The following is a 21,865-nucleotide window of genomic DNA, read 5'->3' as shown; positions in this document are numbered from 1 at the left end:
CTCCGCTCCACCCACACCCCCTCAAGACCGTCGCCGGCCCGACGATCTGCACGAAGCGCGACCCGGCGCCGGAACACATCGGTGAGCGCGCCACGCCTGGGCGAATCACCGGCCCGGCGGAAGCGACCACCAACGTCCGGCCAGCTCAACGAACGGTTTCGGCGCTGTCTCAGGATCGACGCGGACGAGCTCCAGGTCGCGCAGCCGTTTGAGCGGATCGGACTGCATGACGACCGTCGCCAACGCCGCACGAGCGACAGGGCGTCCGCGCGATCGCCGGGCGAGCTCCATGCGCCGATGGGCACCGCCGGACTGAGCGAAACAGCCAGAGGAATCCCGAGCGGAGTCGGTCCCGGCGCAGGGTGAATCGTCCGTCCGATCCGATGTCGGAGACACGAGGTCGTCGGTCACGCGACCAAGGGCGAGACTCCATCGCCTGAGGTCTTCGTTGGCGTGCAGCAAAAGGACCCGGGCGGCCGGGGACTCGTGAGGGGCAGCGTCTGAGCAGCGGTCGTCAGAGGGGCAGGGCGGCGAGGTCGGTGCGGGCCGTCACGCCGAGTTTCGGGTAGGCCTTGTACAAGTGGTACGCCACCGTCTTCGGGCTCAGGAACAGCTGCGCCGCGATGTCCCGGTTCGACAGCCCCTGCGCGGCCAGGCGGGCGATCTGCAACTCCTGCGGTGTCAGCCGCGCCGCCGCCGGCTCCGGTGCGGACGGCGAAGACGCGAGCCCCGTAGCCGCCAGCTCGGTCCGAGCCCGTGCCGACCAAGGGTGCGCGGCCAGCCGGTCGAAGGTCTCCAAGGCCTGCGACAGCACCCGCCGGGCGTCGGCCTTGCGGCGGGCTCGACGCAGCCACTCGCCGTACAAGAGCGAGGTTCGCGCCCTTTCGAACGGCCGGGCCGGCAACTTCAGCGACAGCACGAACTCGTGCTCGTCGCCGCTCAGCAGGGCCCGGCAGCGGTGCAGCAGGGCCTGCGCCCACGGCTGCCCGGTGCGATCGGCAAACACCGTGAGCCGCGTCAACGAAGCTGTGGACGGCGCGCCGGAACGCACGGCGGCCTCGACCAGGTCCGGGATCGCGCGGTACGCCACGACATGGTGCGCGTACGGATCGGACTGCAGCGGCACCAGGCGGGGAATCGCGGCCTCCGGGCGGCCAAGGCCCAGGTCCAGCAGGGCGAGCGCCCACTGCGCCCACGCGAAACCGGCCGGCGGGCAACCGGGCGCGGCCGCGGCGAGCGCGTCGGCCACCGCCGCCCGGGTTTCGCGCTCGTCCCCGGAGAGCGCCGCCAGCACGCCGCGAACCGCGGACAACTGGCTGATCCACAGCGGCTGCCCGGCGTCGTGCGCGAGGGTCAGTCCCTCGGAACAGCTGACCGCCGCATCGCGATGGCGCCCCGCGAACAGCTCGGCCTCGGCCTGGAAGAACAGCAGCGTCGGCAGCAGGCCGGCCAGCCCCTCGCCGCGGCATCGGCCGATCAGCGCGGCGGCCAGCTCGTGGGCGGCGGCGTCCTGGCCGGCGACGAACCCGAACCCGCACACCTCGACGAGGTCCCGCACCGGTACCGCCGGAGCGAGGGCCGTGCGCCGGTCGGCGATCTCGGCCAGTGGAGCGGGCCGGCCCCGCGCGGCGGAGACGAGCCAGGCCGAGAGCGGGTCGGCGTCGAGGGAGTCCAGGCACGCCCCCAGGGTGGGCTCGCCCAGGTACCAGGCCGGATGCAGCGCCCGCCGGTACGCGCCCCCGTAGGCGATCAGGTCGTACGCGGTCCGGAAGTCGCCCTGCCAGAACCAGGCCTGCCCCTCCACCCAGCCGACCCGCGCCAGGAACTCCGGCGAGGTGTCGAGCCCGCCGGCCCGCTCCGCCAGCCGCACGGCGGCCTGCGGCGCCCCCGCGTGCAGCCCGTTCTCCGCCGCCAGCAGGAGCCGCCGCGCCTGCGCCCCGGGCGAGTCGCTGAGCTCCGCCGCCCGCTCGAGCGCGGCCGCCGCGGCCCCGTACCCGCCGCGTGCCCGGGCCCCGCCGGCGGTGGCCTCCAGTGCGGCGGCCACCGCCTCGTCCGGCCCGGCGGCGGCCGCGGCCAGATGCCAGGCCCGCCGGTCCCCGTCCAGCACGCCGGCCAGCGACCGGTGCACCGCGACCCGCTCCGCCAGGGACGCCCCGTGATAGGCGGCCGCCCGCACCAGGGGATGCCGGAACCGCACGTACCCGCCCGCCACCTCGACGAGCCGTGCCTCCTCGGCCGGCCGCAGGTCCTCCGCGGTGCAGATCCGCAGCACCACCGCGAGCTCCCCGGAGTCCGACGCGGCCGCGGCGAGCAGCGCGGCCCGTGCCGGCGGCGGCAGCGCGGCGATCTGCCCGTGGAACGCCGCCCGCAGCCGCTCGGACAGCTCGCCGCCCCCGCCGAAACCCGTCCGGGGCAGTTCGAGCAGCGCCAGCGGATTCCCCTCCGCCTCAGTCAAGAGCCGCTCTCGTACCGCCTGATCGAGCCCTGCTTCGAGGAGCCGCTCGGCGTCGGCGCGGCCCAGCCCGTCCAGGTCCAGCGCCGGCACCCCGGGCACCGGACCGGGCGGCCGGGTGGCGAGGACCAGCGCCACCTCCTCGGCCCCGAGCCGCCGCGCGGCGAAGCGGAGCGCGTCCGCGGAGACGGAGTCCAGCCACTGCGCGTCGTCGACGAGGCACAGCACCGGCCCGGCCTCGGCCAGCAGCGACAGCACCGCGAACCCGACCAGCAGCCGGTCGGCCTCGGCGGCCGGCCCGAGCCCGAACGCCCCGGCGAGCGCGTCCCGCTGCGGACCGGGGAGCAGGCCGAGGCGGTCGAGCACCGGCCGCAGCAGCTGGCTCAGCCCGGCGAACGGCAGGTCGGCCTCGAACTCGGCGCCCGAGGCGCGCAGCACCGGGACCGGCGACTCGGCCGCGGCCCAGTCGAGCAGGGCGGTCTTGCCGATGCCGGGGCCGCCGCGCAGCACCAGGGCGCCGCCGGTCCCGTCGCGGGCCGCCTCGGCGAGGGCGCGCAGCCGTTCCTGCTCGCGGGACCGGCCGATCAGCACGGTCTCGACCCTACCGCCGGTACCGCATACCTAAGCGATGCCGATTCCGACGCGCGTGCCAATCCCTAGCGTTCCCGGCATGACGATCACCGCTACGCCGGCGCAGGCCGTCGGGACGCCCCGGGCCGTGCTGCCCGCCCTGCTCACCGTGACGTTCCTGACCGCCCTCGACTTCTTCATCGTCAACGTGGCGATGCCGGCGATCCAGGTCGACCTGCGGGCCGGGCCGGCGGCGCTGCAGTGGGTGGTGGCCGGGTTCGGGCTGGCGCTCGCGGCCGGGCTGATCACCGGCGGGCGGCTCGGCGACCTGTACGGGCGGCGCCGCATCCTCGCCGTCGGGCTGGCGGTCTTCACCGCCGCGTCCGGGCTGTGCGGGCTCGCGCCGACCGCCGGGGCGCTCATCGCGGGGCGGGTGCTGCAGGGCGTCGGCGCGGCGCTGCTCATGCCGCAGACCCTGGCCATCCTGCGTACCGCCATCCCGCCGGCCGCGCAGCCGCGGGCGTTCTCGCGGTACGCGCTCACGCTCGGGCTCGGGGCCGTGCTCGGGCAGGTCGTCGGCGGGGTGCTGATCCGGGCCGACCTGTTCGGGCTGGACTGGCGGGCCTGCTTCCTGATCAACCTGCCGGTCGGGGCGGTGGCACTGGTGCTGCTGCGGCGGGTGCCGGAGGCGCGGGCGACGCTGACCCGGAAGCTCGACCTGCCCGGGGCCGCGCTCGTCACGGCGGCGCTGGTCGCGCTGGTGCTGCCGCTGATCCAGGGGCGGGCGCAGGGCTGGCCGGCCTGGACGTGGGGGAGCCTCGCCCTCGCCGCCGTGCTGTTCTCGGCCTTCATCCTGCTGCAGCGGTACCGTCCGGAGCCCCTCGTCCACCCCGCCCTGTTCAAGGTCCGGGCGTTCGCCGCCGGGCTGGTCGCCGTGCAGGCGTTCTGGATGGGGCAGGCGTCGTTCTTTCTCGTGCTCGCGCTGTACCTGCAGTCCGGGCGCGGGCTGTCGGCGCTCGGCTCCGGCGCGGTGTTCACGGCCGTCGGCGCCGGGTACCTGCTGACGTCCCGGCAGGCCCACCGGGTCGCGGCGCGGCTCGGGCGGGCGACGGTCGCGGTCGGCGGGGTGGTCATGGCGGCCGGGCTCGGGGCGCTGGCCCTCGCCGCCGACCGCCCGCTGCCCTGGGTGCTGCCCGGTCTGGCGCTGGAGGGGCTGGGGATGGGGCTCGCCCTCGGGCCGCTGACGACCCTCGCGCTGTCGGCCGTACCGGCGGAACACACGGGATCGGCGTCCGGCGTCCTGGCCACGGTGAACCAGACCGGCAACGCGCTCGGCGTGGCGCTCATCGGGATCGTGTTCTACCGGGCCGCCACGGTGGCCGAGGGGTTCCGGGCGAGCGTGGTGGCACTGGTGGTACTGGAGCTGGCGCTGGCCTTTCTCGCAAGGCTGCTGCCGCGCTCGTGAAAACTCGGCGGGCCTCGGCCGGCGACGCGTGCCGAGGCCCTGCGCGGGGGATCAGGCCGGCTTGGCGGTGTCGCCCTCGCCGGTGTGCTCCTGGGCGAAGTCGACGCCCTTGTCGATGTGGTCGCTGTACTTGTTGCCGGTCTTGTCGTCGACCACGTCGCCGATCTTGTCCAGCGCCTGGTCGACCTTCTCGTCGTGCTGGTCCGCGAGGTCCTTGACCTTGTCGAAGAAGCTGTTCATCGGCCCACGGTACCCAACTGGGCGGCCGCCGCGCCGAAGAAGTCACCCCCCTTGCGCCGCACGTCGTCCGTGCCCCACGCGCGGTCCTCGGCGGTCACCTTGCGCAGCCGCGGGATGTGCTTCGCGCAGTGGATGTACGCCTCCTCCACGAACACGTTCACCCAGCGCTCCGGGCGCCGGCCGGGCACCTGGTCGTACGGCAGCTGCGGGTGGTCGCGGCGCATCTCGGCGTCGTCGGCGACCGTGGCGTGGCCGTTGACGTGCAGGCCGATCACGTCGCGGAAGAAGTCCACGAACAGCAGCCCCACGTTCGGGTTCTCGACGAGGTTGCCGATGCTGGCCATGACGCCGTTCCCGCGGTACTCCGGCCAGGCCAGCCGCCCCGGCGCCAGCACGGACACGAAGCCCGGCGGCCCGGCCCGGAACGTGTTGTCGCAGTGGCCCAGCGCGTCGGCGGTGGCCACGAACATCATCTCCTGCCGCCCGACGAAATCGATCATCTGCTCGTTGAGCGCGGGCAGGACCTGCTGGCGGTAGAAGCGCTCGGCCCGCTCCACCGTCCCCGCCCGCTCCTGCATCAGCCGCTCGCCCGCCGAACCCGGGTGTCCTCCGTGATCGCCTCCCATCAGGGCAGGGTCACACATTCGTGGCTGAAACATGTCGCACATCGTGTGCGATCCATGGACGCAGCGCGACATCTGTGGCACGTTCGACGGCCCGCTGGATCGTCCGCGGATCGCGCTCGTCCTGGTTCAGCAGCGCGTGCAGCGCGCCGGTCACGGCCCCGACGAACGCGCCGACGAGCGCGCCCGCGACCACCGCGTCCAGCTCGTCCGGGAACGCCGCGGCCAGCATCCCGGCGATCTCCTGCTGGACGTCCATCTGGATCTGCAGCGCCCGCCCGCGCACCGAGGGCACCTCGAGGACGAGCCGCATCCGCAGCGCGGCCAGCCGCCCGGTCAGGTCGTCGCCGTCCTCGCCCACGATCGACAGGGCGCGCAGCAGCACCTCGGCCGGCGTGTCGCCCGGCCCGCGCGCGGCGATCGCGTCCCGGGCGGCCCGGACCCGCTCGTCCGTCTCGGGGAAGAGCAGGTCCTCCTTGGTCGCGAAGTAGCCGAAGAAGGTCCGCGTCCCGATCTCCGCGGCGGCGGCGATGCCGGCGACCGTCGTCTGCTCGTAGCCGTCGCGCTCGAACAGGTCGGTCGCCGCGGCCACCAGGGCCCGCCGGGTCCGCGCACGCTTCAGCTCCCGCAACGACATGCCCGCCAGCATATCGCATCGAATGTTAGTTGGCACTCATTGCAAACTTGCACTCAGTGCGGATATCGTCGGCCCATGACGCCTTCGGTTCTCGTCTCCGGCGCCGGCGTGGCCGGCACCACCGCCGCCTACTGGCTCGCCCGGCACGGCTTCCGGGTCACCGTCGTGGAGCGCTCGGCCGGCCAGCGCTCCAGCGGCAACCCCGTCGACGTGCGCGGCCCCGCCCTGCCCGTCGCCCGCGCCATGGGTGTGCTCCCGGCGCTGCGCGAGCGCGCGACCCACGCGGACGGGATGCGGGTGGTGGACGGCGCCGGCCGGACCATCGCGGCCCTGCCCATGCAGACCGAGGACGGCGCCCTGGAGATCCCGCGCGCCGACCTCGCCGCGACCCTGTTCGAGGCGGCCGAATCGGCGGCCGACTTCCGCTACGACGACTCGATCACCGCCCTGCACGCCGACGCCTCGGGGGTCGACGTGACCTTCGACCGCGGCGCGCCGGCCCGCTTCGACCTCGTGGTGGGCGCGGACGGGCTGCACTCGGCGGTGCGCCGGCTGGCCTTCCCGGACGCGAAGGTCGAGCACCTCGGCGTGTGGGTGGCCACCATGCCCCTCGGCGAGCCGGCCGGCGACCCGCGGCACGTCCTGCTCTACAACGAGCCCGGCCGCGTCGTGTCGATCCACCCGTCCCGCGGCGAGGCCCTCGTCGCGTTCATCTTCCGCGGCCCGGACCGCCCCGGGCTCGACCACCGCGACACCGCCCTGCACCGCCGGCTCGTCGCCGAGGCCTACCGGGGCGCCGGCTGGCGGGTGCCGTCGCTGCTCGACAAGCTGCCCACCGCCGACGTGTACTTCGACAGCGTCAGCCGCGTCCACCTGCCCGCCTGGACCCGGGGCCGGATCACGCTCGCGGGCGACGCCGCGTCGTGCGTGTCGCTGTTCGGCGACGGCTCCAGCCTCGCCATGGCGGGCGCCCACTCGCTGGCGTCCGCCCTCGCCGCCGCGGACGGGGACCTCGCGCTCGGGCTGCGCCGCTACGAGGCCGGGCACCGGGTGCGCACGGACGCCAAGGTGCGCGGGGCGGGGCGGGCGGCGGCACTGGTGGTACCGAAGACGCGCCTTGGTCTTGCCGCCCGCAACGCCGGCGCCCGGGTGATGACGCTCGTGTCCTCCCACTGAGCCCGGGTCAGCCCTGGCGCTCCCGCTGGGCGTCGAGGTGCGGGGTCTGCTCCGGGACCATGGGCGTCGTGTCGCCGAGGAGGGCGTGGCGCACCGCGAGGGCCCGCAGCAGGTGCGCGATCTCGGTCTCCGGCACTCCGCCGCGGATGCAGGCCCGGCGCAGCGGGTCGTCGAGGACGTACCGGCCCGGCAGCACCGGCTCGAGGCGCCGCCCGGCCAGGTTCAGCACCCCGGCGAGGACGTTCTCGCGGCGCACCGGGGCCGGGGTCTCGCCCGCGCCCGGCAGCGCCGAGTGCCACTGCCGCAGCCGGCGGGCCAGCATCGCGCCCGCCACGGCCAGGCCGGCCAGGACCGCGACCGTGGCCACCGGCGGCGTCACGCGGTCGGCGCCGAGCCGGCCGAGGGCGAGCACGACCAGCGCGGCGGCGATCGCGCCGGCGGCCGCGCCCGGCAGCGCCACCAGGGTGATCGGCGCCTCGGTGGCCGGCGGCCGGACCCGTTCGAGGCCGGCCAGCAGCGGCGCGGTGTGCGGCGGCCAGGTCCACGGGCGGGTGAGGACGTCGTCGAGGAGGCGGCCGTACGCGGTGCCGCGGGTCACCCGGAACGACAGCCACCGCCCGGCCAGGGTCGTGCTGTCGTGGTCCCGCCCGGCCAGCAGCGCCGTGGCCACGCCCCGGTCGAGCTGGGCCCGGTGCACCAGCGCGGTCGGCCACGCCGGGTCCTCGGCGCAGCGGGCCAGGATCAGGTGCAGCACCGGCGGCTCGTCCGCGGCCCGGGCGACGGCCTCCAGGTCGAGGGGGTCGCCGGTCGCCTCGGCCGCGGCCACCGCCGCCTCGGCGTCCCGGCGGGCCAGGAGGGTCAGCGGGGCCGAGCCGGGGCCGCCGGTGGCCGCCATCCGGCGCAGCACGTCGTCGCCGGTCGGGATCGGACGCTCCGGGTCCTCGCAGTGCCCGCCAGCGTCGAGCAGCGGCAGCAGGGTCAGCAGCCGGGACAGCCAGCGGGCGTCACGGGCGGCCGGGGCCGTCCCGGCGAGCGCCTCGATCTCGATCCGGGCGGCCCGGCGCACGCCGTCGTCGTCGCACGCCCCCGCCGCGAGGGCGGCCCGGAACAGCAGCCGCCGGTCGGGCAGCGCCGACAGGTCGTCGATGATCCGCCAGCGCTGCTCCTCGGTGGCCGTCTTCGCGGCGTCGACGGCCTCGCTGAGCAGCCCCGCGGGCCACGGGCGCTGGCTCTTCAGCCGGTCGGCCAGGGTGTCCCAGCCGCCCTTGCCGGCGGCGGTGGGGTCGGGGGCGGCGGGCAGTACCACCGCCGGAATGTGGAACCCGGGCACGGGCTCGGCGTGCGAGAGGGTCACGACGGTGGAGGCGGGGGCCGCGTGCTCCAGCGGGCCGGGCAGCCCGGCGACGGCCGCCCGCACCGCCCCGCCGGCGTCGTCGAGCCCGTCGAGCAGGACCAGGTAGCCGTGCTCGGTCGCCTCGTGCTCGGTGATCGCCGCCAGCACCATGTCGGACGTGACCGGCCCGTCGGCGGCGAGCCTGGCCAGGTCCACGTGCACGGGCCGCTGGGCGGCGGCCGGGTCGGCGGCGGCCCGGCGCCACGCGGCCCGCAGCAGCCACGGCAGCGGCCGCGGCCCGGCCGGCCCGGGCGCGGTGAGCAGCCACAGCCGCTCGCCGCGGCGGTCGAGCAGGGCGGCCGGGTCGACCCGCTCGCCGGCCGTGCCGAGCAGCGCGGGCGCCTCGGCCCGGTCGCCGGGACCGGCCTCGAGATGGTGGGCGGCGTGCCGGCGCAGCGCGCGTTGCGCCGCGTGCCGCCGCGTCCGGTTCGCGGGCATCGACGTCGAGGCTCCCGACGGTGGGGGACGGTGACCTCTTCCATCGTGCGGTGGCCGATCACTGCCCGTAGCCGGAACCCGTCGACGTCCATCGAAAGGGGTACCCGCCCGATCAGGCGAAGCCGGCCGCGATGCGGTTCGCGGCGGCCAGCATGTCGCGGCCGAGCGGTTCGAGGCCGATCTCCCGCAGCAGCAGCCCCGTCGAGACCCGCTCCGCGTTGCCCCACTCCCAGATCGCGACCTCGTCCCGCCCCGTCCGCGCGGCCAGCCAGCGGGACCGGGCCCGCGGGTCGGGCGCCGTCAGCAGCTCCTCGGGGTCCTCGCGCATGAGCACGCCCAGGTCGTACTCCGCTTCGGCCAGCAGCCCGTCCGGGTCCACCAGCCGGAACCCGCCGCCGGGTGCCCGCAGCGCGTTCCACTGGTGCACGTCGCCGTGCACCAGCACCGCCCGCTCGTCGTCGTGGGCCGCGCCCCGCCGCGCGCAGCAGTCCAGGGCGTGCGCCACCGTCCGCTCCGGGCACGGCCGGCCGGTGCGCTCCCAGGCCGCGGCGATGAAGCCGGCGAGCCATGCCGCCTTCCACCGCCCCGTCGGCAGCCCCGCGTCCGGAGCCGGCCGCCAGATGCGCGCCGCCAGATCCGTCAAGAGCTCCAAACGCCGCGGCAACGGTACGTCCAGTGCCGACAACGACACCCCCAGCCGCTCCAGCAACAGGGCCGAGCGCGACCCGTCCTCCCGCAGCAGCCGCGCGCACCCGTCGCCGTCCGCCAGGCGCAGCACCGTCGCCTCGTGCCGCGCATGGTCGCCGCGCCGGGGTACGAGCAGCTTGAGCACCGCCTCCGTGCCGTCCTCGAGGTCGGCGGCCACGACGAACGCCTCGGTCCCGTCCTCGTACACCCGCCCGAGCGTCAGCCCCCAGTCCCGCTCCAGGCCCGCCAGCAGGCCGGGCAGGGACGCCAGCCAGTCGTGCGCGCCGGCCGCGAGGGCCTTGCGGCGGACCACGTCGGGGATCATGCGCGCAAGGATAGGAACTAAGTTGGTCCGCGCGCCGACTATTACATTCAACGCTGTCTCAGGGAGGATCCGGACCCGTGCAGATTCGTCGTGTTCTGGGCACGCTCGCGGCCACCGCCGCCGTGAGTGCCGCCGTGCTCGCCGGCACCGCGCTGCCGGCCTCCGCCCACGTCGCCGTCAAGGCCGACAAGGCGCAGGCCGGCGCCACCGACGTGACCATCACGTTCAGCGCCGAGGCCGAGAGCTCCAAGGCCGGCATCGCCTCCGTCAAGGTCGCCCTCCCGGCCGGCATCGCGCCCGCCGACGTCAGCCTCGCGTCCGGCCCGTCCGGGTGGGCCCTGGCCGCCGACGCCGACGGGTTCACGGTCAGCGGCACGGCCCTGGCCACCAAGAAGGACGCCGAGTACGCGGTGAAGGTGGCCAAGCTCCCCGCCGACGCCACCGAACTCGCGTTCAAGACCCTCGTCACCTACACCGACGGCAAGGTCGACCGGTGGATCGACGCGGCCGGCACCGACAACCCGGCCCCGGTCCTCAAGCTGGCCCCCGCCGCCCAGGCCCCGACCTCCGCGGTCTCCACCGTCGCCCCGACGTCGGAGGCGGCCGTCCCGACCACGGCGGCCGCCGCCCCGGTCACCACCGCCGCCGACGCCGCCAACGACGAGGCCGACAGCTCGGCCACCCCGTGGATCGTGCTGGCCGTCGTCGTGGTCGTCGGCCTGCTCGCGGTGCTGTTCTTCCGGTGGCGCCGGAAGAATGCCCAGGGCGGCGCATGACATCCGTCATGGGGCCGCGCGTGACGCGATGCAGCCTCACCGGAGTCGATCGGCGCCCATGCTGAGGGCATGACGAACGAAGCAGTCCAGCTGGCCGGCCTGACCAAGCGGTTCGGGCCGGTCACCGCCGTCGACGGACTGGATCTCACGATCCGCCGCGGCGAGGTCGTCGCGCTGCTCGGGCCGAACGGGGCCGGCAAGTCCACCACCATCGACATGCTGCTCGGGCTGGCCCGCCCGGACGCCGGCAGCGTCAGCCTCTACGGCGAGCCGCCCACCAAGGCGATCGCCCGCGGCGCCGTCGGCGCGCTCATGCAGTCCGGCGGCCTGCTGCCCGACCTGACCGCCGGCGAGACCGTACGCCTCGCCGCCGCCCTGCAGCGCAACCCCCGCGACGTCGGCGAGGTCATCGAGCGCGCCGGCGTGGCCGAGTTCGCCGGCCAGCGCGTCGGCGGGCTCTCCGGCGGCCAGCAGCAGCGCATCCGCTTCGCGATGGCGCTGGTCAGCAACCCCGACCTGCTGGTCCTGGACGAGCCCACGACCGGCATGGACGTGGAGACCCGCCGCGCGTTCTGGGCCTCGATGCGCGAGGAGACCGCGCAGGGCCGCACGGTGCTGTTCGCCACGCACTACCTCGAGGAGGCCGACGACTACGCCGACCGGATCGTGCTGCTGCGCTCCGGGCGGGTCATCGCCGACGGTACCTCCGCGCAGATCAAGTCCGCGGTGTCCGGGCGCACCATCCGCGCCACCATCCCCGGCGCCGACCTGGCGGGCCTGGCCGGGCTGCCCGGCGTCGAGCGGGTCGAGACCCGCGGCGACTCGGTGCTGCTGCACTGCGACGACTCCGACGCCGCCCTGCGCGCCCTGCTCAACGCCACCGCCGCGCACGACATCGAGGTCACCAGCCGCAACCTCGAGGACGCCTTCATCGCCCTGACCGTCGCCGGGAGCGCCCAGTGAATCTCACCTATCTCCGCCTCGAAGCCGTCCGCCTGGTGCGCAACAAGCGCGCCGTCGTCTTCTCCACCCTGCTGCCGGCCCTGCTCGTGGTCATCATCGGCGGCGTGTCGGTCGGCAACGACCCCGACGCCAAGAAGTACGTCATGGTCAGTATGGCCCTCTTCGGCGCCATGACCGCGGCCATGTTCAGCGGCGGCACCATCGCCGTCGAGCGCGGCCTCGGCTGGAACCGGACCCTGCGGCTGACCCCGCTCTCGCCCGGCGCGTACGTGCTCAACAAGGTCCTCCTGTCGCTGCTCATGGGCATCCCGCCGGTGATCGTGACGTTCGCCATCGGCGCGCTGGGCCTGCACGTGCGGCTCACCGCGGCCGAGTGGGTGCTGTGCTTCGCCGGCGCCTGGCTGTCGTCGCTGCCGTTCGCCGCGCTCGGGGTCGTCGTGGGCTACCTCGCCAAGCCCGACAGCGTCCAGCAGGTCTCCGCGCTGCTCAACCTGGTGCTGGCGGCCTTCGGCGGCCTGTGGGTGCCGGTGACCCTGATGCCGCACGCCCTGCAGGTGATCGCCAAGTTCACGCCGTCGTACTGGACCGGGCAGGTCGCCCGCAGCCCGCTCGACGGTGGTCACATCGACACCCAGGCCATCGTGGTGCTGCTGGGCTGGACCGTCGTGCTGGGCGTGATCGCCCTGCGCCGGTTCCGCGTGGACACCGCGCGCGCGTAGGAGCGGCTACCGTGTTCGCCATGCCGAAAGCACAGCCCGACCTCCGCCCGGGGCCGGGAGCCGGAAGGTTCTTCTGGCTCTGGGCGGCGGTCTGGCTGTTCTACATGGCCGGCCCGATCCTCGACGCCTGGCACCGCCCCGAGGTCTGGGAACGGATCCTCGGGATGGCCGCCGCGCTGGGCTTCTGCGCCATCTACCTGAGCGGCTTCGTCGTCGTCCGCCGGCACTACCGGTTCGCCGGCCGGGAACCCTCCCGGACCGCGTCCGCCGTCCGCCTCGCCGGGCTGGTGGCCACCGCCGCCGTGCTGACCCTGGTGGTCGGCGAGTCCGGGCTCACCACCCTCGTGTACATCGGCGTCACCGCGGTCTTCACCTACCCCCCGCGGGCCGCGTGGAGCATCGTGTTCGCCTCGGCCCTGACCGCCGGCTTCCTGCCGAAGATCGTGCCGGGCTGGGACGGCACCATCGACCTGCTCTTCGCGGTCATGGTCGCGGCCCTCGCCGTGTGGGGCGTGACCCGCGTCGTGCAGCGCAACGCCCAGCTCGCCGAGGCCCGCGGGGAGATCACGAGGCTGGCCATCGCGGCCGAGCGCAACCGGTTCGCCCGCGACATGCACGACCTGCTCGGCCACTCGCTCACCATCGTGTCGGTCAAGAGCGAGCTGGCGGCGCGGCTGGTCCAGCTCGCCCCGGAGCGCGCCGAGGCCGAGCTGGCCGACATCCAGCGGCTGGTCCGCGAGGCGCTGACCGACGTGCGGGCGGCCGTCGCCGGGTACCGCGAGATGTCCCTGGCCACCGAGCTCGCCTCGGCCCGCAGCGCCCTCGACGCGGCCGGGATCGAGGCCGACGTCCCGGTCACCGGGGAGGCGGTCGACCCGGAGCGGCAGGAGCTGTTCGCGTGGGTCGTGCGCGAGGGCGTCACCAACGTCGTGCGGCACAGCGAGGCCAAGCACTGCTGGATCCGCCTGGACCGCGGCGCCGTCGAGATCAGCGACGACGGCCGCGGACCGCAGGCCATGCCGGAGGAGCCGGCTGCGGAGGGAACCGGCGGGCACGGCCTGGGCGGCCTGCGCGAGCGCCTCGACGCGGCCGGCTGCGCCCTGACCGTCGGCCGCCGCGACGGCGGCGGCTTCCTCCTGCGCGCCGCGTCCGCCTGACGGCAGGCGATAGGGTCCTTGGCGTGGCGGCGCGCGAGGAACCGGACCGGGCCGGGTCGGCCGCGGCGCGCGACGCGCTGCGGGAGGCGATCCTGGCCGGGCAGTACCTGCCGGGCGAGCGCCTGGTCGAGGCCCAGCTCAGCGACCGCCTGGCCGCCAGCCGCTTCAACGTGCGCATCGCCCTGCAGGACCTGGCCGCCGAGGGCCTGGTCGAGATCCAGCGCAACCGCGGCGCCCAGGTCCGCAAGGTCTCCCTGGAGGAGGCGATCGAGATCACCGAGGTCCGGATGGTCCTCGAGGGCCTCGTCGCCGCCCGCGCCGCCGAGCGCGTCTCCGCCGACCAGGCCACCGAGCTCGACGAGATCGGCCTGCTCATGCGGCGGGCGGTGACGGCGGGGGAGTACCGGCGGTACAGCGACCTGAACCACCGCCTGCACGCGCTCATTCGCGAGATCGCCGGCCACCGCACCGCCGACGGGATCATCGAGACGCTGCGCGGCCAGCTGGTCCGCCACCAGTTCATGCTCTCGCTGCTGCCGGGCCGCCCGCAGACGTCGCTGCCGCAGCACGAGGCGGTGATCGCGGCGATCCGCGACCGCGACCCCAAGGCCGCCGAGGACGCCATGCGCGAGCACATCGCGTCGGTGCTCGAGGCCCTGCGCTCGATCGACGCCCTGAGCAACCAGGACGGGGCCTAGACCGGCAGGCGCTCCAGGGCGTAGTAGCGCTTCATCCACGGGATGAGCTGGCGGTACGCCACGATCGTGTCCGGCTGGGCGTTGTCGTGGGACAGGATGATCGAGCCCTGGCGGACGTGGGACTTGATCTGACTGATGACGCGCTGGATGTGGGCCTGGTCGTTGGAGTCGGGTTTGTGGTTCCAGTCCTGCGGGTCGACGTCCCAGTAGATCGAGGACATGCCCAGCGACTTGGCCTTGGCCACCAGGTCCGGGGTGAAGTTGCCGCCCGGGGCGCGGAAGTACTTGATCGGGGCGTCGGCGCCGACCGCGGCGCGGATCGCCTCGTTGGTCTTGCGCAGGTCCCAGTCGATGTACGACGGGTCGCGCTTGGCCAGGTCGATCAGGTGCTGCCACGAGTGGTTGCACAGGGTGTGGCCGTCGGCGTAGATCTGGCGGACCAGCTCCGGGTGGTCGCGGACCCGGAAGCCGACCATGCAGAACGTGGCCTTGACCCCGTTCTCGCGCAGCACCTGCAGGATCGCCGGCGTGTTGACCGGGTCGGGGCCGTCGTCGAAGGTCAGCGCGACCGTGGTGCCGCCCGTGCGCGACGCCGAGCTGGCCGGGCCATGGCCGGTGCCGGGCGGGCGGATCGCATACCCGCCCTCGGCGGTCTTCGCGGGGGTCTTGCTCGGCGTCGGCCTGGCCTTCGTCGGGCTGGGCGTGGGTGATGCGGGCTCGGTGGGTACCACGGGAGGCTCAACGGACAGCGTCGGCTCGACGCTGCTGTGGCCGCCCGCCGCCGCCCCGGGCTGGGCGCTGTTGCCGCTCTTGTGCGGGCCGCACGCGACGGTGCCGACCAGCACTCCCAGCAGCACGACCGCGGCCGCGGCCGGGAAGACGTATCGAGATCTCTGGTTGCCGAGCACCCGGCCACGCTAGCGGAGAAGCGGCGGCGGGCGCATCCCCCGGCGCCTCCCGAAAACGGCCGATCCGGGCTCCCCCCGCAGGTCACCCCGCCTGTCGGGCGTGTCGCGTACTGTGACGGGCGTGACCGTGCCGGCGGACCTGCTGCCCCATCTGCGCCGTGCCCGGGATCACCTCGACCGCAACTACCCGGAGCCGCTGGACCTCGGCGGGGTGGCGGCCGTGGCGGGCGTCTCGAAGTACCACTTCATCAGGTGTTTCGAGGCGACCTACGGCGAGACGCCGATGCGCTATCTCACCCGCCGGCGCATCGAGCGGGCCCAGGACCTGCTGCGCTCGGCGAACCTGACGGTCACCGAGGTGTGCATGGCCGTCGGCTTCACGAGCCTGGGCTCGTTCTCGGCCAAGTTCACGCGCCTGGTCGGCGAGAGCCCCGTCGTGTACCGCAACCGCTGGGCCGTCGCCGGCGCGCCCCACGTGCCCGGGTGCTGGCTGTTCATGGCGGGCGTGGTTCGCAATTTTGCACCCAGTCCGGATCGTGGCGCTCCGCGGTGACGATCCGGACCGGGGCCCGCAATTCTGGAGAAGGCACCCCCGAACACGGGCGGTAGCGTCGCCGGCATGATTACGAACGTTTCCCTCGTCACCGTGTACGTGCTCGACCAGGACAAGGCCCGCGACTTCTACGTCAATGTGCTCGGCTTCGAGGCGAGCATGGACGTCACGATGGGTGAGTTCCGCTGGGTCACCGTCAAGCACCCCGACCACCCGGAGCCGGAGATCACGCTCATGGTCCCGGGCCCGCCGCTGGACGACGAGGCGGCCGCGTTCGTGCGCCGCCAGCTGGAGAAGGGCGGCATGGGCGGCCTCGGCCTGCGGGTCGACGACTGCCGCAAGACCGCCGCCGAGTTCAAGGCCAAGGGCGTCGAGTTCGTGCAGGAGCCCGAGGACCGCCCGTACGGCGTCGAGGCCGTCTTCCGCGACAACAGCGGCAACTGGCTGGTGATGGTCGAGCCGAAGATGTACGGCTAGGGTTTGCGCATGGGGCGCCGGCAGGAGTACGCGGCGGTGCTGCGTGCCCTCGACGACTGGGCCCCCTACCTGCGCGAACACGGCGGGCTGCCGGGGCCGCGGGCCAACCTGGAACTCGCCCAGGCGGTCGCGGACGTGGCCACGCCGGAGCGGGCCGCGGCGCTGATCGACGATGCCGGAACGTATGGCGAGGAGTACCTGGCGCTGTGCGGGGTCGTCGCCCTGACCGACCCGGCGCTCCTGCGCGCGCACGCGACGGACCCGCGCTGGCGGGTGCGGGAGGGCGTCGCCATGGCCCTGCAGCGCCGCGCCGACGCCGACCTGCCGTGGCTGCTCGACCTGGCCGACGACTGGGCCGGCGACCCGCACCCGCTCGTGCAGCGGGCGGCGGTCGCCGGCCTGTGCGAGCCGCGGCTGCTCAAGACCCCTCCGGCCGCGGCCCGGGCGGTCGCCGTGTGCGCGGCGGTGACGGCTTCGCTGGCGGCCCGGCCCGCGTCGGAGCGCCGCAACGAGGACGTGCGGACGCTGCGCAAGGCCCTCGGCTACACCTGGAGCGTGGCCGTCGCGGCGGACAAGGCGAACGGGCTGCCGGTGTTCGAGCGACTCGCGGCCTCGACCGACCCGGACGTGGCCTGGATCGTGCGCGAGAACCGCGGCAAGGCGAGGATGCGGTGAAGCCCGCGGGTGGAGCGCGCGATTCCCGCCGACCCGGATGCGGCGTGGATCGTGCGCGAGCACCGCGGCAAGGCGAGGATGCGGCGATGAGAACCGTGGTGGAGCGGCCGGGCCGGGCGGGGGCGCGATGAGGACCGTGCACACCGCTGACCTGAGCGCGGGCGAGCGGGCGCAGCTGCGGGCGATGCTCGACACGGCGTTCGCGGGGCGGTTCGACGACCACGACTGGGCGCATGCGCTCGGCGGGCTGCACGTCCTGGCCGAGGCCGGCGGGCGGATCGTCGCCCACGCCGCGGTCGTGCAGCGCTCGCTGCTCGCCGACGGGCTGCCGCTGCGGGCCGGCTACCTCGAGGCGGTCGCCGTCCACCCCGATCACCAGCGCCTCGGCTACGCCGCCGCCGTCCTCGACGAGTCCGAACGCATCATACGAGCCGGGTACGACATCGGCGCCCTCTCGGCCTCCGAGGCCGCCGCCGGGTTGTACGTGCGGCGGGGGTGGCAGCGCTGGAGCGGTACGACCGGGGTGGTCGGCATGAAGGGGTTTGTCGCGACGCCGGACGACGACGACAGCACCTATGTCCTGCCCGTCGCCGCCCTGCCGCCGGGCGGAGTCCTGGCCTGCGACTTCCGCGCCGGAGATTTCTGGTAGGGCGATGTCGGATCCGGGCCGGGCCGTTCGAGGTGTGGGTATGACGACGATTTCCGCTGACATCCGCGCCAACCGCGTGACCCGCTCGCTGCTCGGCTACGGCGTGCTCGCCGGGCCCTTCTACGTGGTGGTGAGCCTGGCTCAGGCGCTGACCCGGGACGGCTTCGAGCTGACCCGGCACTCGTGGAGCCTGCTGAGCAACGGCTCGCTCGGCTGGATCCAGATCACGAACTTCCTGCTGACCGGGCTGATGGTGCTGGCCGCGGCCGTCGGGCTCTCCCGGGCCGTACCGCAGAGCCCGTGGACGGGCAGGCTGGTCGGGGTGTTCGGGGCGTCGATGCTCGCGGCCGGGGTCCTGCGCGCCGATCCGGCGCTGGGGTTCCCCGCCGGTACCCCGGACGGGATGGGGACCGTCAGCTGGCACGGGATCGGGCACCTCGCGGCCGGCGCGATCGGCTTCCTGTGCGTGGCGGCGGCGGCCTGGGTGCTGGCCCGCCACCAGTCGCCGGGCCTGGCGCTCTACTCCCGCGTGTCGGGGACGGTCTTCCTGCTCGCGTTCGCCGGGATCGCCTCGGGCAACGGCGCGCCGGGCTTCACCGTCGGCTTCATCGCCGGAGTGCTCGTCATCTTCACGTGGCTCGCGGTGGTGTCGATCCGGCTGTACCGCTCGCTGCCGTGTCGCTAGCCGCTTTTGTCCGGAATGCGTGCATCGTCACCGCGACCGGCACCGTTCCCGGGGTGTGCGCCGGCCGGGCCGAGGCGTGCAGCGCGTCCCCCAGCGCCTGAAGCCCCGTCCGGTACCGCTCCCAGTCCTCCTCGGACACCCACAACTCGCCGTCCGTCGTGACCCCGGGGTGCTCCGGGTCGCGGCGGGCGGCCCGTTCGCGCAGCCCGTGCGCGAGCGTCGCGGCCAGGAACGCCGTGCCGTCGCGCTGGTCGGAGAGCGGGGAGCCGTGGACCGTGCGGTACCGCCGCTCGTGGCCGCCGCGCAGGGTCCGCTCCTCGGCCAGCTCGACCAGCCCGGCGGCGGCGAGCCTCCGCAGGTGCTGACTGGCCAGGGCGTGCGAGATGGCCAGCTCCCGGGCCAGCTCGGCGGCCGACATCGGGCCCGGCCACATGAGGTTGAGCATCCGCAGCCGCAGGGGGTGCGCGAGGGCGCGCAGGACATCGTCGGCCATACCCCCAAGTATATGCTTGGGGGTATGCTGGCGACCGCGCGGGTCCTGTCCGACCGCAACGCGCGGCTGTACCTGGGCGGCGTCTTCGTCTCGGGCTTCGGCGACTCCGCGATGGCCCTGGCCGCGGGCATCTGGGTGAAGACGCGGACCGGCTCCGACGCCCTGGCCGGCATCGTCAACGTCGGCATGTGGCTGGCCCTGCTGCTCGGCCCGTGGCTCGGCGGGGTGGCCGACCGGGTCGACCGGCGCCGCCTGCTCGTGCTGGTCAACCTGGCCCTGGGCGCGGTCATGGCCACGGTGTCCTCGGGCCACGTCTGGCTGCTGTTCGCGGCCCTCACGCTGGTCGGTGCGGGCGGCGTGCTGATCGCCGCGGCGGAGACGGCGCTGCTGCCGTCGGTGGTGCCGGCCGACCTGCGCGGCGATTTCAACGGCCTCGTCCGTACCGTCGTCGAGGGCATGAAGCTCATCGCCCCCGCGGCCGGCGCGGGCCTGTTCACGTGGCTGGGCGGCCCGGCGGTGGCCTGGCTGAACGCGCTGACCTTCGCGGCGGCGGGCGCGGCCTTCCTGCTGCTCCGCGTGCCGCCGGCGCCGGCCGGGGCGGTTCCTTCGCACAAGCCCGTCCCGGTGCTGCGCGACCGCACCCTGCGCGCGCTGATCCTGGCCGCGGCGGCGGCGATGGTGGCTTCGAGCTGGTCGAGCAGCGCGACGTACGCAATGCTCGACGCCCTGCACCGGCCGCCCGCCTACGCCGGGGTGCTGACGCCCGCCCAGGGACTCGGGTCGGTGGCGTGCGGCCTGCTCGCCGGCCCGCTGATGCGGCGCCTCGGGGAGGGCGGCTTCGCCTCGTTGGGCCTGGGGCTGGTCGCGGCCGGCGCGCTGTGCCGCGCCTCGCCGTGGACGTGGCTGGTGCTGGTCGGCTGCGTGCTGATGGGCTTGGGGCTGCCGGCGCCGCTGGTCGCGGCGATCACGGCGGTCCAGCGGATCGTCCCGCAGGAGCGCCTGGGCCGGGCCGCCGCCACGGCCAACTCGCTGATGTTCGTCCCGACCGGCCCGGCGCTGCTGCTGGGCGGGTTCGCGGTGGCGACCTTGGACTACCGCGTGCAGACCGCGGCCGCCGCGCTCCTGGCCGGTACCGCGGCGGTTGCGCTCCTGGGAAGGAACCACACCGCGTAGACCGTGGCCGCGGCGGTCGCCCTACTGGGCGGCGAGGCGGTCGGCGAGGGCCGCCCGGTCGGCCAGGAACCAGGCGTGCCGGCCCCGGTTGGACTCCCGGACCAGGTCTCGCAGCGCGTCGCTCGCCGCGACCTGCGCCGCGATGTCGCCGAGCACCGCCAGCCGCAGCCGGTAGTTCACGAGCTTCTGCAGGATCTCCCCGGCCACCCCGGTCCGCAGCACCCAGAAGTCGTCGGCGAGCCGCCCCGCGGGTACCACGACCAGGTCGACGTCGTGCCCGAACGCGTCGCCGACGAGGTCGGTCGCGGCGAGCTCGGCCCCGTAGCGCGGCCCGTCCCCGGCCAGCACCAAGGCCCGGACGCCGCCGATCTCCTCCACCTGATCCACGCCGGGAACGCTACCGGCGCAGGCGGTGCAGCTGCACGTCGTTTACCGCGCCGGCGTCCAGGGTCGCCGTCATGTACGTGCAGAACGGCTCCCGCCGCCGGTCCGTCGGCGAGCCGGGGTTGAGCAGCCGCAGCCCGCCCGGGGCGACGGTGTCCCACGGGATGTGGGAGTGGCCGAAGACGAGCAGGTCGCGGTCCGGGTACCGGGCGGCGCAGCGCTCCTCGCGCCCCTTCGCCGCGCCGGTCTCGTGCACCACCGCGAGGCGCACCCCGCCCAGCTCCGCCTCGGCCACCTCGGGCAGGCGGGCGCGCAGGCCGGGGCCGTCATTGTTGCCGTACACCCCGATGAGCCGCGCCGCCCGCTCCTCCAGCGCGTCGAGCAGGGCCACGTCGGCCCAGTCGCCGGCGTGGATCACCACGTCGGCCGCGTCGACCGCGGCCCAGAGCGGCGCCGGCAGGGTCCGGGCGCGCAGGGGCACGTGCGTGTCGGCGATCAGCAGCACCTGCATCACCCGATGCTACGAGGAGAACCCGCGGACGAGCGCGGTCAGGCCGGCGTCGAACCAGGCGTCGTAGTACGGTCCGGTCGAGGGATCCGGGGGTTCCCCGCCGACCTGGGCGAGCGCGTGGCCGAGGGTGAACACCGCCACCGACTGCACGATCGTCACGGCCCGCTCGTCGTCGATGCCGTCCGCGGCGAACGCCGTCAGCAGCGGGGCGATCAGCGCCCGGCCGCGCTCGGCGTCGACCGGGTGGGTGGCCAGCAGGGCGACCGCGCGGGGGTGGCGCAGGAGCATCGCGCGGTACCCCTCGGCGAAGCCGCGCAGCGCCTCCGGCCACCCCGGGTGCGGCACGAGCTCGACGGTCCCGGCCAGCGCGTCCACGACGCCCGCGAGCACGGCGTCGCGGCTGTCGAAGTGGCGGTACAGCGACATCGCCGTCACCCCCAGCGCCGCCCCCAGCCGCCGCATGGTCAGCGCGTCGAGGCCCTCGGCGTCGATCACCGACACCGCGGCGGCCAGGATGTCCTCGGGATGCAGCTGGCGGGGACGACCGGGGCGGCGTTCAGGCACGGTCCAACCCTAGAGAAACGCCGCGAGCGCCGTGGTGGCGGCCATGGCCAGGGTCAGCACCCCGACGACCATGTGCTGCACGTCGATGACGACGGCGCGCCCCGCGGCCGGCAGGATCTTCAGCGTGCGGGCGTACTCCCGCTGGTACTGCTCCCGCTGCCCCCGCGTCGCCCGCCCGAAGTACGGCACCCACCAGGCGCGCACGTGCCCGGCGACGCACAGCGCGCACAGCACCAGCGCCACGGCGAGGGACCACGGCCGGTGCAGGGCCACCCCGGCCGCGATGAGCAGCGGGAACGGGTAGTTGACGCACGCGGCCAGGACGCGGTCGCGGCGGTTGCCGGCCCGCAGGTCGTTGAGCGGGAACATCGGCACCCACTCGGTCACGACGAGCCAGAGCAGCCAGGCCACGGGCACGGCGACAGCGATCAGGGTCATGATCAGCTCCTCGATATACGTTGTAAACATACGACG

The 21,865-nt window shown here is 74.8% G+C and carries 25 protein-coding genes; 13 read left to right on the top strand and 12 right to left on the bottom strand.

Annotated features, from left to right (window positions below; translation table 11 throughout):
* Positions 1-514: 514 nt before the first annotated feature.
* On the bottom strand, positions 515-3,043 hold the full coding sequence (locus ACQPZ4_RS33270; protein ID WP_433044441.1) for an AAA family ATPase: 2,529 nt from the start codon (positions 3,041-3,043) through the stop codon (positions 515-517).
* Positions 3,044-3,122: 79 nt separating this feature from the next.
* Here ACQPZ4_RS33270 and ACQPZ4_RS33265 point away from each other — a divergent pair, with 79 nt between their 5' ends.
* Positions 3,123-4,487, top strand: a complete 1,365-nt coding sequence (locus ACQPZ4_RS33265; RefSeq protein ID WP_433044438.1) for an MFS transporter — start codon at positions 3,123-3,125, stop codon at positions 4,485-4,487.
* Positions 4,488-4,538: 51 nt separating this feature from the next.
* On the opposite strand, the gene ACQPZ4_RS33260 is transcribed toward ACQPZ4_RS33265, so the two are convergent.
* The 3 genes from ACQPZ4_RS33260 to ACQPZ4_RS33250 are packed head-to-tail and all read right to left on the bottom strand — an operon-like array spanning position 4,539 to position 5,987.
* The gene (locus ACQPZ4_RS33260; protein WP_433044435.1) at positions 4,539-4,727 is read right to left on the bottom strand and encodes an antitoxin; all 189 of its coding nucleotides are present in this window, start codon (positions 4,725-4,727) and stop codon (positions 4,539-4,541) included.
* Positions 4,724-5,353 carry a pyridoxamine 5'-phosphate oxidase family protein gene (locus ACQPZ4_RS33255; RefSeq protein ID WP_433044432.1) on the bottom strand — a complete coding sequence of 210 codons (630 nt, stop codon included), beginning with the start codon at positions 5,351-5,353 and terminating at the stop codon, positions 4,724-4,726. Before ACQPZ4_RS33255 ends, ACQPZ4_RS33260 begins: the two co-directional genes overlap by 4 nt.
* A gap of 10 nt (positions 5,354-5,363) precedes the next feature.
* Positions 5,364-5,987 (bottom strand): TetR/AcrR family transcriptional regulator, encoded by a 624-nt coding sequence (locus ACQPZ4_RS33250; RefSeq protein WP_433044429.1) that lies wholly within the window; start codon positions 5,985-5,987, stop codon positions 5,364-5,366.
* Positions 5,988-6,062: 75 nt separating this feature from the next.
* On the opposite strand from ACQPZ4_RS33250, the gene ACQPZ4_RS33245 reads away from it, so the two are divergent.
* Positions 6,063-7,163 carry an FAD-dependent oxidoreductase gene (locus ACQPZ4_RS33245; protein ID WP_433044426.1) on the top strand — a complete coding sequence of 367 codons (1,101 nt, stop codon included), beginning with the start codon at positions 6,063-6,065 and terminating at the stop codon, positions 7,161-7,163.
* Positions 7,164-7,170: 7 nt separating this feature from the next.
* Here ACQPZ4_RS33245 and ACQPZ4_RS33240 read toward each other — a convergent pair whose 3' ends face one another.
* Together ACQPZ4_RS33240 and ACQPZ4_RS33235 are read right to left on the bottom strand one after the other, a co-directional pair.
* Positions 7,171-8,994, bottom strand: a complete 1,824-nt coding sequence (locus tag ACQPZ4_RS33240; RefSeq protein WP_433044423.1) for a hypothetical protein — start codon at positions 8,992-8,994, stop codon at positions 7,171-7,173.
* 112 nt (positions 8,995-9,106) lie between these two features.
* Positions 9,107-10,006 (bottom strand): aminoglycoside phosphotransferase family protein, encoded by a 900-nt coding sequence (locus tag ACQPZ4_RS33235; RefSeq protein WP_433044420.1) that lies wholly within the window; start codon positions 10,004-10,006, stop codon positions 9,107-9,109.
* A 77-nt stretch (positions 10,007-10,083) separates the two neighbouring features.
* Here ACQPZ4_RS33235 and ACQPZ4_RS33230 point away from each other — a divergent pair, with 77 nt between their 5' ends.
* The 5 genes from ACQPZ4_RS33230 (at position 10,084) to ACQPZ4_RS33210 (ending at position 14,319) form a co-directional block, all read left to right on the top strand.
* Positions 10,084-10,782 carry a DUF1775 domain-containing protein gene (locus tag ACQPZ4_RS33230; protein ID WP_433044417.1) on the top strand — a complete coding sequence of 233 codons (699 nt, stop codon included), beginning with the start codon at positions 10,084-10,086 and terminating at the stop codon, positions 10,780-10,782.
* Between the two features lie 69 nt (positions 10,783-10,851).
* Positions 10,852-11,745, top strand: a complete 894-nt coding sequence (locus tag ACQPZ4_RS33225; protein ID WP_433044414.1) for an ABC transporter ATP-binding protein — start codon at positions 10,852-10,854, stop codon at positions 11,743-11,745.
* Positions 11,742-12,464: an ABC transporter permease gene (locus ACQPZ4_RS33220; RefSeq protein WP_433044411.1), complete on the top strand. Its 723-nt coding sequence runs from the start codon at positions 11,742-11,744 to the stop codon at positions 12,462-12,464. Before ACQPZ4_RS33225 ends, ACQPZ4_RS33220 begins: the two co-directional genes overlap by 4 nt.
* A 20-nt stretch (positions 12,465-12,484) precedes the next feature.
* A complete protein-coding gene (locus ACQPZ4_RS33215; protein ID WP_433044408.1) occupies positions 12,485-13,621 on the top strand; it encodes a sensor histidine kinase in 1,137 nt (378 codons plus the stop codon).
* A gap of 23 nt (positions 13,622-13,644) precedes the next feature.
* Complete coding sequence (locus ACQPZ4_RS33210) at positions 13,645-14,319, top strand: GntR family transcriptional regulator (RefSeq protein WP_433044405.1); 675 nt, start codon at positions 13,645-13,647, stop codon at positions 14,317-14,319.
* Here the strand turns inward: ACQPZ4_RS33210 and ACQPZ4_RS33205 are convergent.
* On the bottom strand, positions 14,316-15,227 hold the full coding sequence (locus ACQPZ4_RS33205; RefSeq protein ID WP_433044402.1) for a polysaccharide deacetylase family protein: 912 nt from the start codon (positions 15,225-15,227) through the stop codon (positions 14,316-14,318). The genes ACQPZ4_RS33210 and ACQPZ4_RS33205 overlap by 4 nt on opposite strands.
* A gap of 121 nt (positions 15,228-15,348) precedes the next feature.
* Between ACQPZ4_RS33205 and ACQPZ4_RS33200 the strand changes: the two genes are divergently transcribed.
* The 5 genes from ACQPZ4_RS33200 to ACQPZ4_RS33180 all read left to right on the top strand — a co-directional run bounded on the left by ACQPZ4_RS33200 (position 15,349) and on the right by ACQPZ4_RS33180 (position 18,266).
* On the top strand, positions 15,349-15,780 hold the full coding sequence (locus ACQPZ4_RS33200; protein WP_433044399.1) for a helix-turn-helix transcriptional regulator: 432 nt from the start codon (positions 15,349-15,351) through the stop codon (positions 15,778-15,780).
* A 66-nt stretch (positions 15,781-15,846) separates the two neighbouring features.
* Positions 15,847-16,257 (top strand): VOC family protein, encoded by a 411-nt coding sequence (locus ACQPZ4_RS33195; protein ID WP_433044396.1) that lies wholly within the window; start codon positions 15,847-15,849, stop codon positions 16,255-16,257.
* 9 nt (positions 16,258-16,266) lie between these two features.
* Positions 16,267-16,932, top strand: a complete 666-nt coding sequence (locus ACQPZ4_RS33190; RefSeq protein ID WP_433044393.1) for a hypothetical protein — start codon at positions 16,267-16,269, stop codon at positions 16,930-16,932.
* Positions 16,933-17,059: 127 nt separating this feature from the next.
* Positions 17,060-17,581, top strand: a complete 522-nt coding sequence (locus ACQPZ4_RS33185; protein WP_433044390.1) for a GNAT family N-acetyltransferase — start codon at positions 17,060-17,062, stop codon at positions 17,579-17,581.
* A 40-nt stretch (positions 17,582-17,621) separates the two neighbouring features.
* Positions 17,622-18,266 (top strand): DUF998 domain-containing protein, encoded by a 645-nt coding sequence (locus ACQPZ4_RS33180; RefSeq protein WP_433044387.1) that lies wholly within the window; start codon positions 17,622-17,624, stop codon positions 18,264-18,266.
* On the opposite strand, the gene ACQPZ4_RS33175 is transcribed toward ACQPZ4_RS33180, so the two are convergent.
* Entirely contained in the window at positions 18,211-18,759 is a 549-nt protein-coding gene (locus ACQPZ4_RS33175) for an ArsR/SmtB family transcription factor (protein ID WP_433044384.1), read from the bottom strand. The two genes, ACQPZ4_RS33180 and ACQPZ4_RS33175, sit on opposite strands and share 56 nt — an antisense overlap.
* 24 nt (positions 18,760-18,783) lie before the next feature.
* On the opposite strand from ACQPZ4_RS33175, the gene ACQPZ4_RS33170 reads away from it, so the two are divergent.
* Positions 18,784-19,932 carry an MFS transporter gene (locus ACQPZ4_RS33170; protein WP_433044381.1) on the top strand — a complete coding sequence of 383 codons (1,149 nt, stop codon included), beginning with the start codon at positions 18,784-18,786 and terminating at the stop codon, positions 19,930-19,932.
* Positions 19,933-19,953: 21 nt separating this feature from the next.
* Here ACQPZ4_RS33170 and ACQPZ4_RS33165 read toward each other — a convergent pair whose 3' ends face one another.
* The 4 genes from ACQPZ4_RS33165 to ACQPZ4_RS33150 are packed head-to-tail and all read right to left on the bottom strand — an operon-like array spanning position 19,954 to position 21,829.
* Positions 19,954-20,319: a DUF4180 domain-containing protein gene (locus ACQPZ4_RS33165; protein ID WP_433044378.1), complete on the bottom strand. Its 366-nt coding sequence runs from the start codon at positions 20,317-20,319 to the stop codon at positions 19,954-19,956.
* 10 nt (positions 20,320-20,329) lie between these two features.
* Positions 20,330-20,827, bottom strand: coding sequence for a metallophosphoesterase family protein (locus tag ACQPZ4_RS33160; RefSeq protein ID WP_433044375.1), 498 nt, complete (start codon positions 20,825-20,827; stop codon positions 20,330-20,332).
* 9 nt (positions 20,828-20,836) lie between these two features.
* A complete protein-coding gene (locus ACQPZ4_RS33155; protein ID WP_433044372.1) occupies positions 20,837-21,391 on the bottom strand; it encodes a TetR/AcrR family transcriptional regulator in 555 nt (184 codons plus the stop codon).
* 9 nt (positions 21,392-21,400) lie between these two features.
* Positions 21,401-21,829: a hypothetical protein gene (locus tag ACQPZ4_RS33150; RefSeq protein WP_433044369.1), complete on the bottom strand. Its 429-nt coding sequence runs from the start codon at positions 21,827-21,829 to the stop codon at positions 21,401-21,403.
* Between the last annotated feature and the right edge of the window lie 36 nt (positions 21,830-21,865).

The sequence above is a fragment of the Dactylosporangium sp. CS-033363 genome (assembly GCF_050942475.1).
Taxonomy (GTDB): domain Bacteria; phylum Actinomycetota; class Actinomycetes; order Mycobacteriales; family Micromonosporaceae; genus Dactylosporangium.
This window is presented reverse-complemented; position numbering and strand designations above follow the sequence as displayed.

Excerpts from the sequence above, each read along its gene's own strand:
- ACQPZ4_RS33250 (WP_433044429.1), bottom strand. The coding sequence starts at position 5,987 with ATGTCGTTGCGGGAGCTGAAGCGTGCGCGGACCCGGCGGGCCCTGGTG.
- ACQPZ4_RS33225 (WP_433044414.1), top strand. The coding sequence starts at position 10,852 with ATGACGAACGAAGCAGTCCAGCTGGCCGGCCTGACCAAGCGGTTCGGG.
- ACQPZ4_RS33190 (WP_433044393.1), top strand. The coding sequence starts at position 16,267 with ATGGGGCGCCGGCAGGAGTACGCGGCGGTGCTGCGTGCCCTCGACGAC.
- ACQPZ4_RS33170 (WP_433044381.1), top strand. The coding sequence starts at position 18,784 with ATGCTGGCGACCGCGCGGGTCCTGTCCGACCGCAACGCGCGGCTGTAC.
- ACQPZ4_RS33215 (WP_433044408.1), top strand. The coding sequence starts at position 12,485 with ATGCCGAAAGCACAGCCCGACCTCCGCCCGGGGCCGGGAGCCGGAAGG.
- ACQPZ4_RS33260 (WP_433044435.1), bottom strand. The coding sequence starts at position 4,727 with ATGAACAGCTTCTTCGACAAGGTCAAGGACCTCGCGGACCAGCACGAC.
- ACQPZ4_RS33195 (WP_433044396.1), top strand. The coding sequence starts at position 15,847 with ATGATTACGAACGTTTCCCTCGTCACCGTGTACGTGCTCGACCAGGAC.
- ACQPZ4_RS33180 (WP_433044387.1), top strand. The coding sequence starts at position 17,622 with ATGACGACGATTTCCGCTGACATCCGCGCCAACCGCGTGACCCGCTCG.
- ACQPZ4_RS33245 (WP_433044426.1), top strand. The coding sequence starts at position 6,063 with ATGACGCCTTCGGTTCTCGTCTCCGGCGCCGGCGTGGCCGGCACCACC.
- ACQPZ4_RS33150 (WP_433044369.1), bottom strand. The coding sequence starts at position 21,829 with ATGACCCTGATCGCTGTCGCCGTGCCCGTGGCCTGGCTGCTCTGGCTC.
- ACQPZ4_RS33175 (WP_433044384.1), bottom strand. The coding sequence starts at position 18,759 with ATGGCCGACGATGTCCTGCGCGCCCTCGCGCACCCCCTGCGGCTGCGG.
- ACQPZ4_RS33265 (WP_433044438.1), top strand. The coding sequence starts at position 3,123 with ATGACGATCACCGCTACGCCGGCGCAGGCCGTCGGGACGCCCCGGGCC.
- ACQPZ4_RS33185 (WP_433044390.1), top strand. The coding sequence starts at position 17,060 with ATGAGGACCGTGCACACCGCTGACCTGAGCGCGGGCGAGCGGGCGCAG.
- ACQPZ4_RS33255 (WP_433044432.1), bottom strand. The coding sequence starts at position 5,353 with ATGGGAGGCGATCACGGAGGACACCCGGGTTCGGCGGGCGAGCGGCTG.
- ACQPZ4_RS33240 (WP_433044423.1), bottom strand. The coding sequence starts at position 8,994 with ATGCCCGCGAACCGGACGCGGCGGCACGCGGCGCAACGCGCGCTGCGC.
- ACQPZ4_RS33235 (WP_433044420.1), bottom strand. The coding sequence starts at position 10,006 with ATGATCCCCGACGTGGTCCGCCGCAAGGCCCTCGCGGCCGGCGCGCAC.
- ACQPZ4_RS33160 (WP_433044375.1), bottom strand. The coding sequence starts at position 20,827 with ATGCAGGTGCTGCTGATCGCCGACACGCACGTGCCCCTGCGCGCCCGG.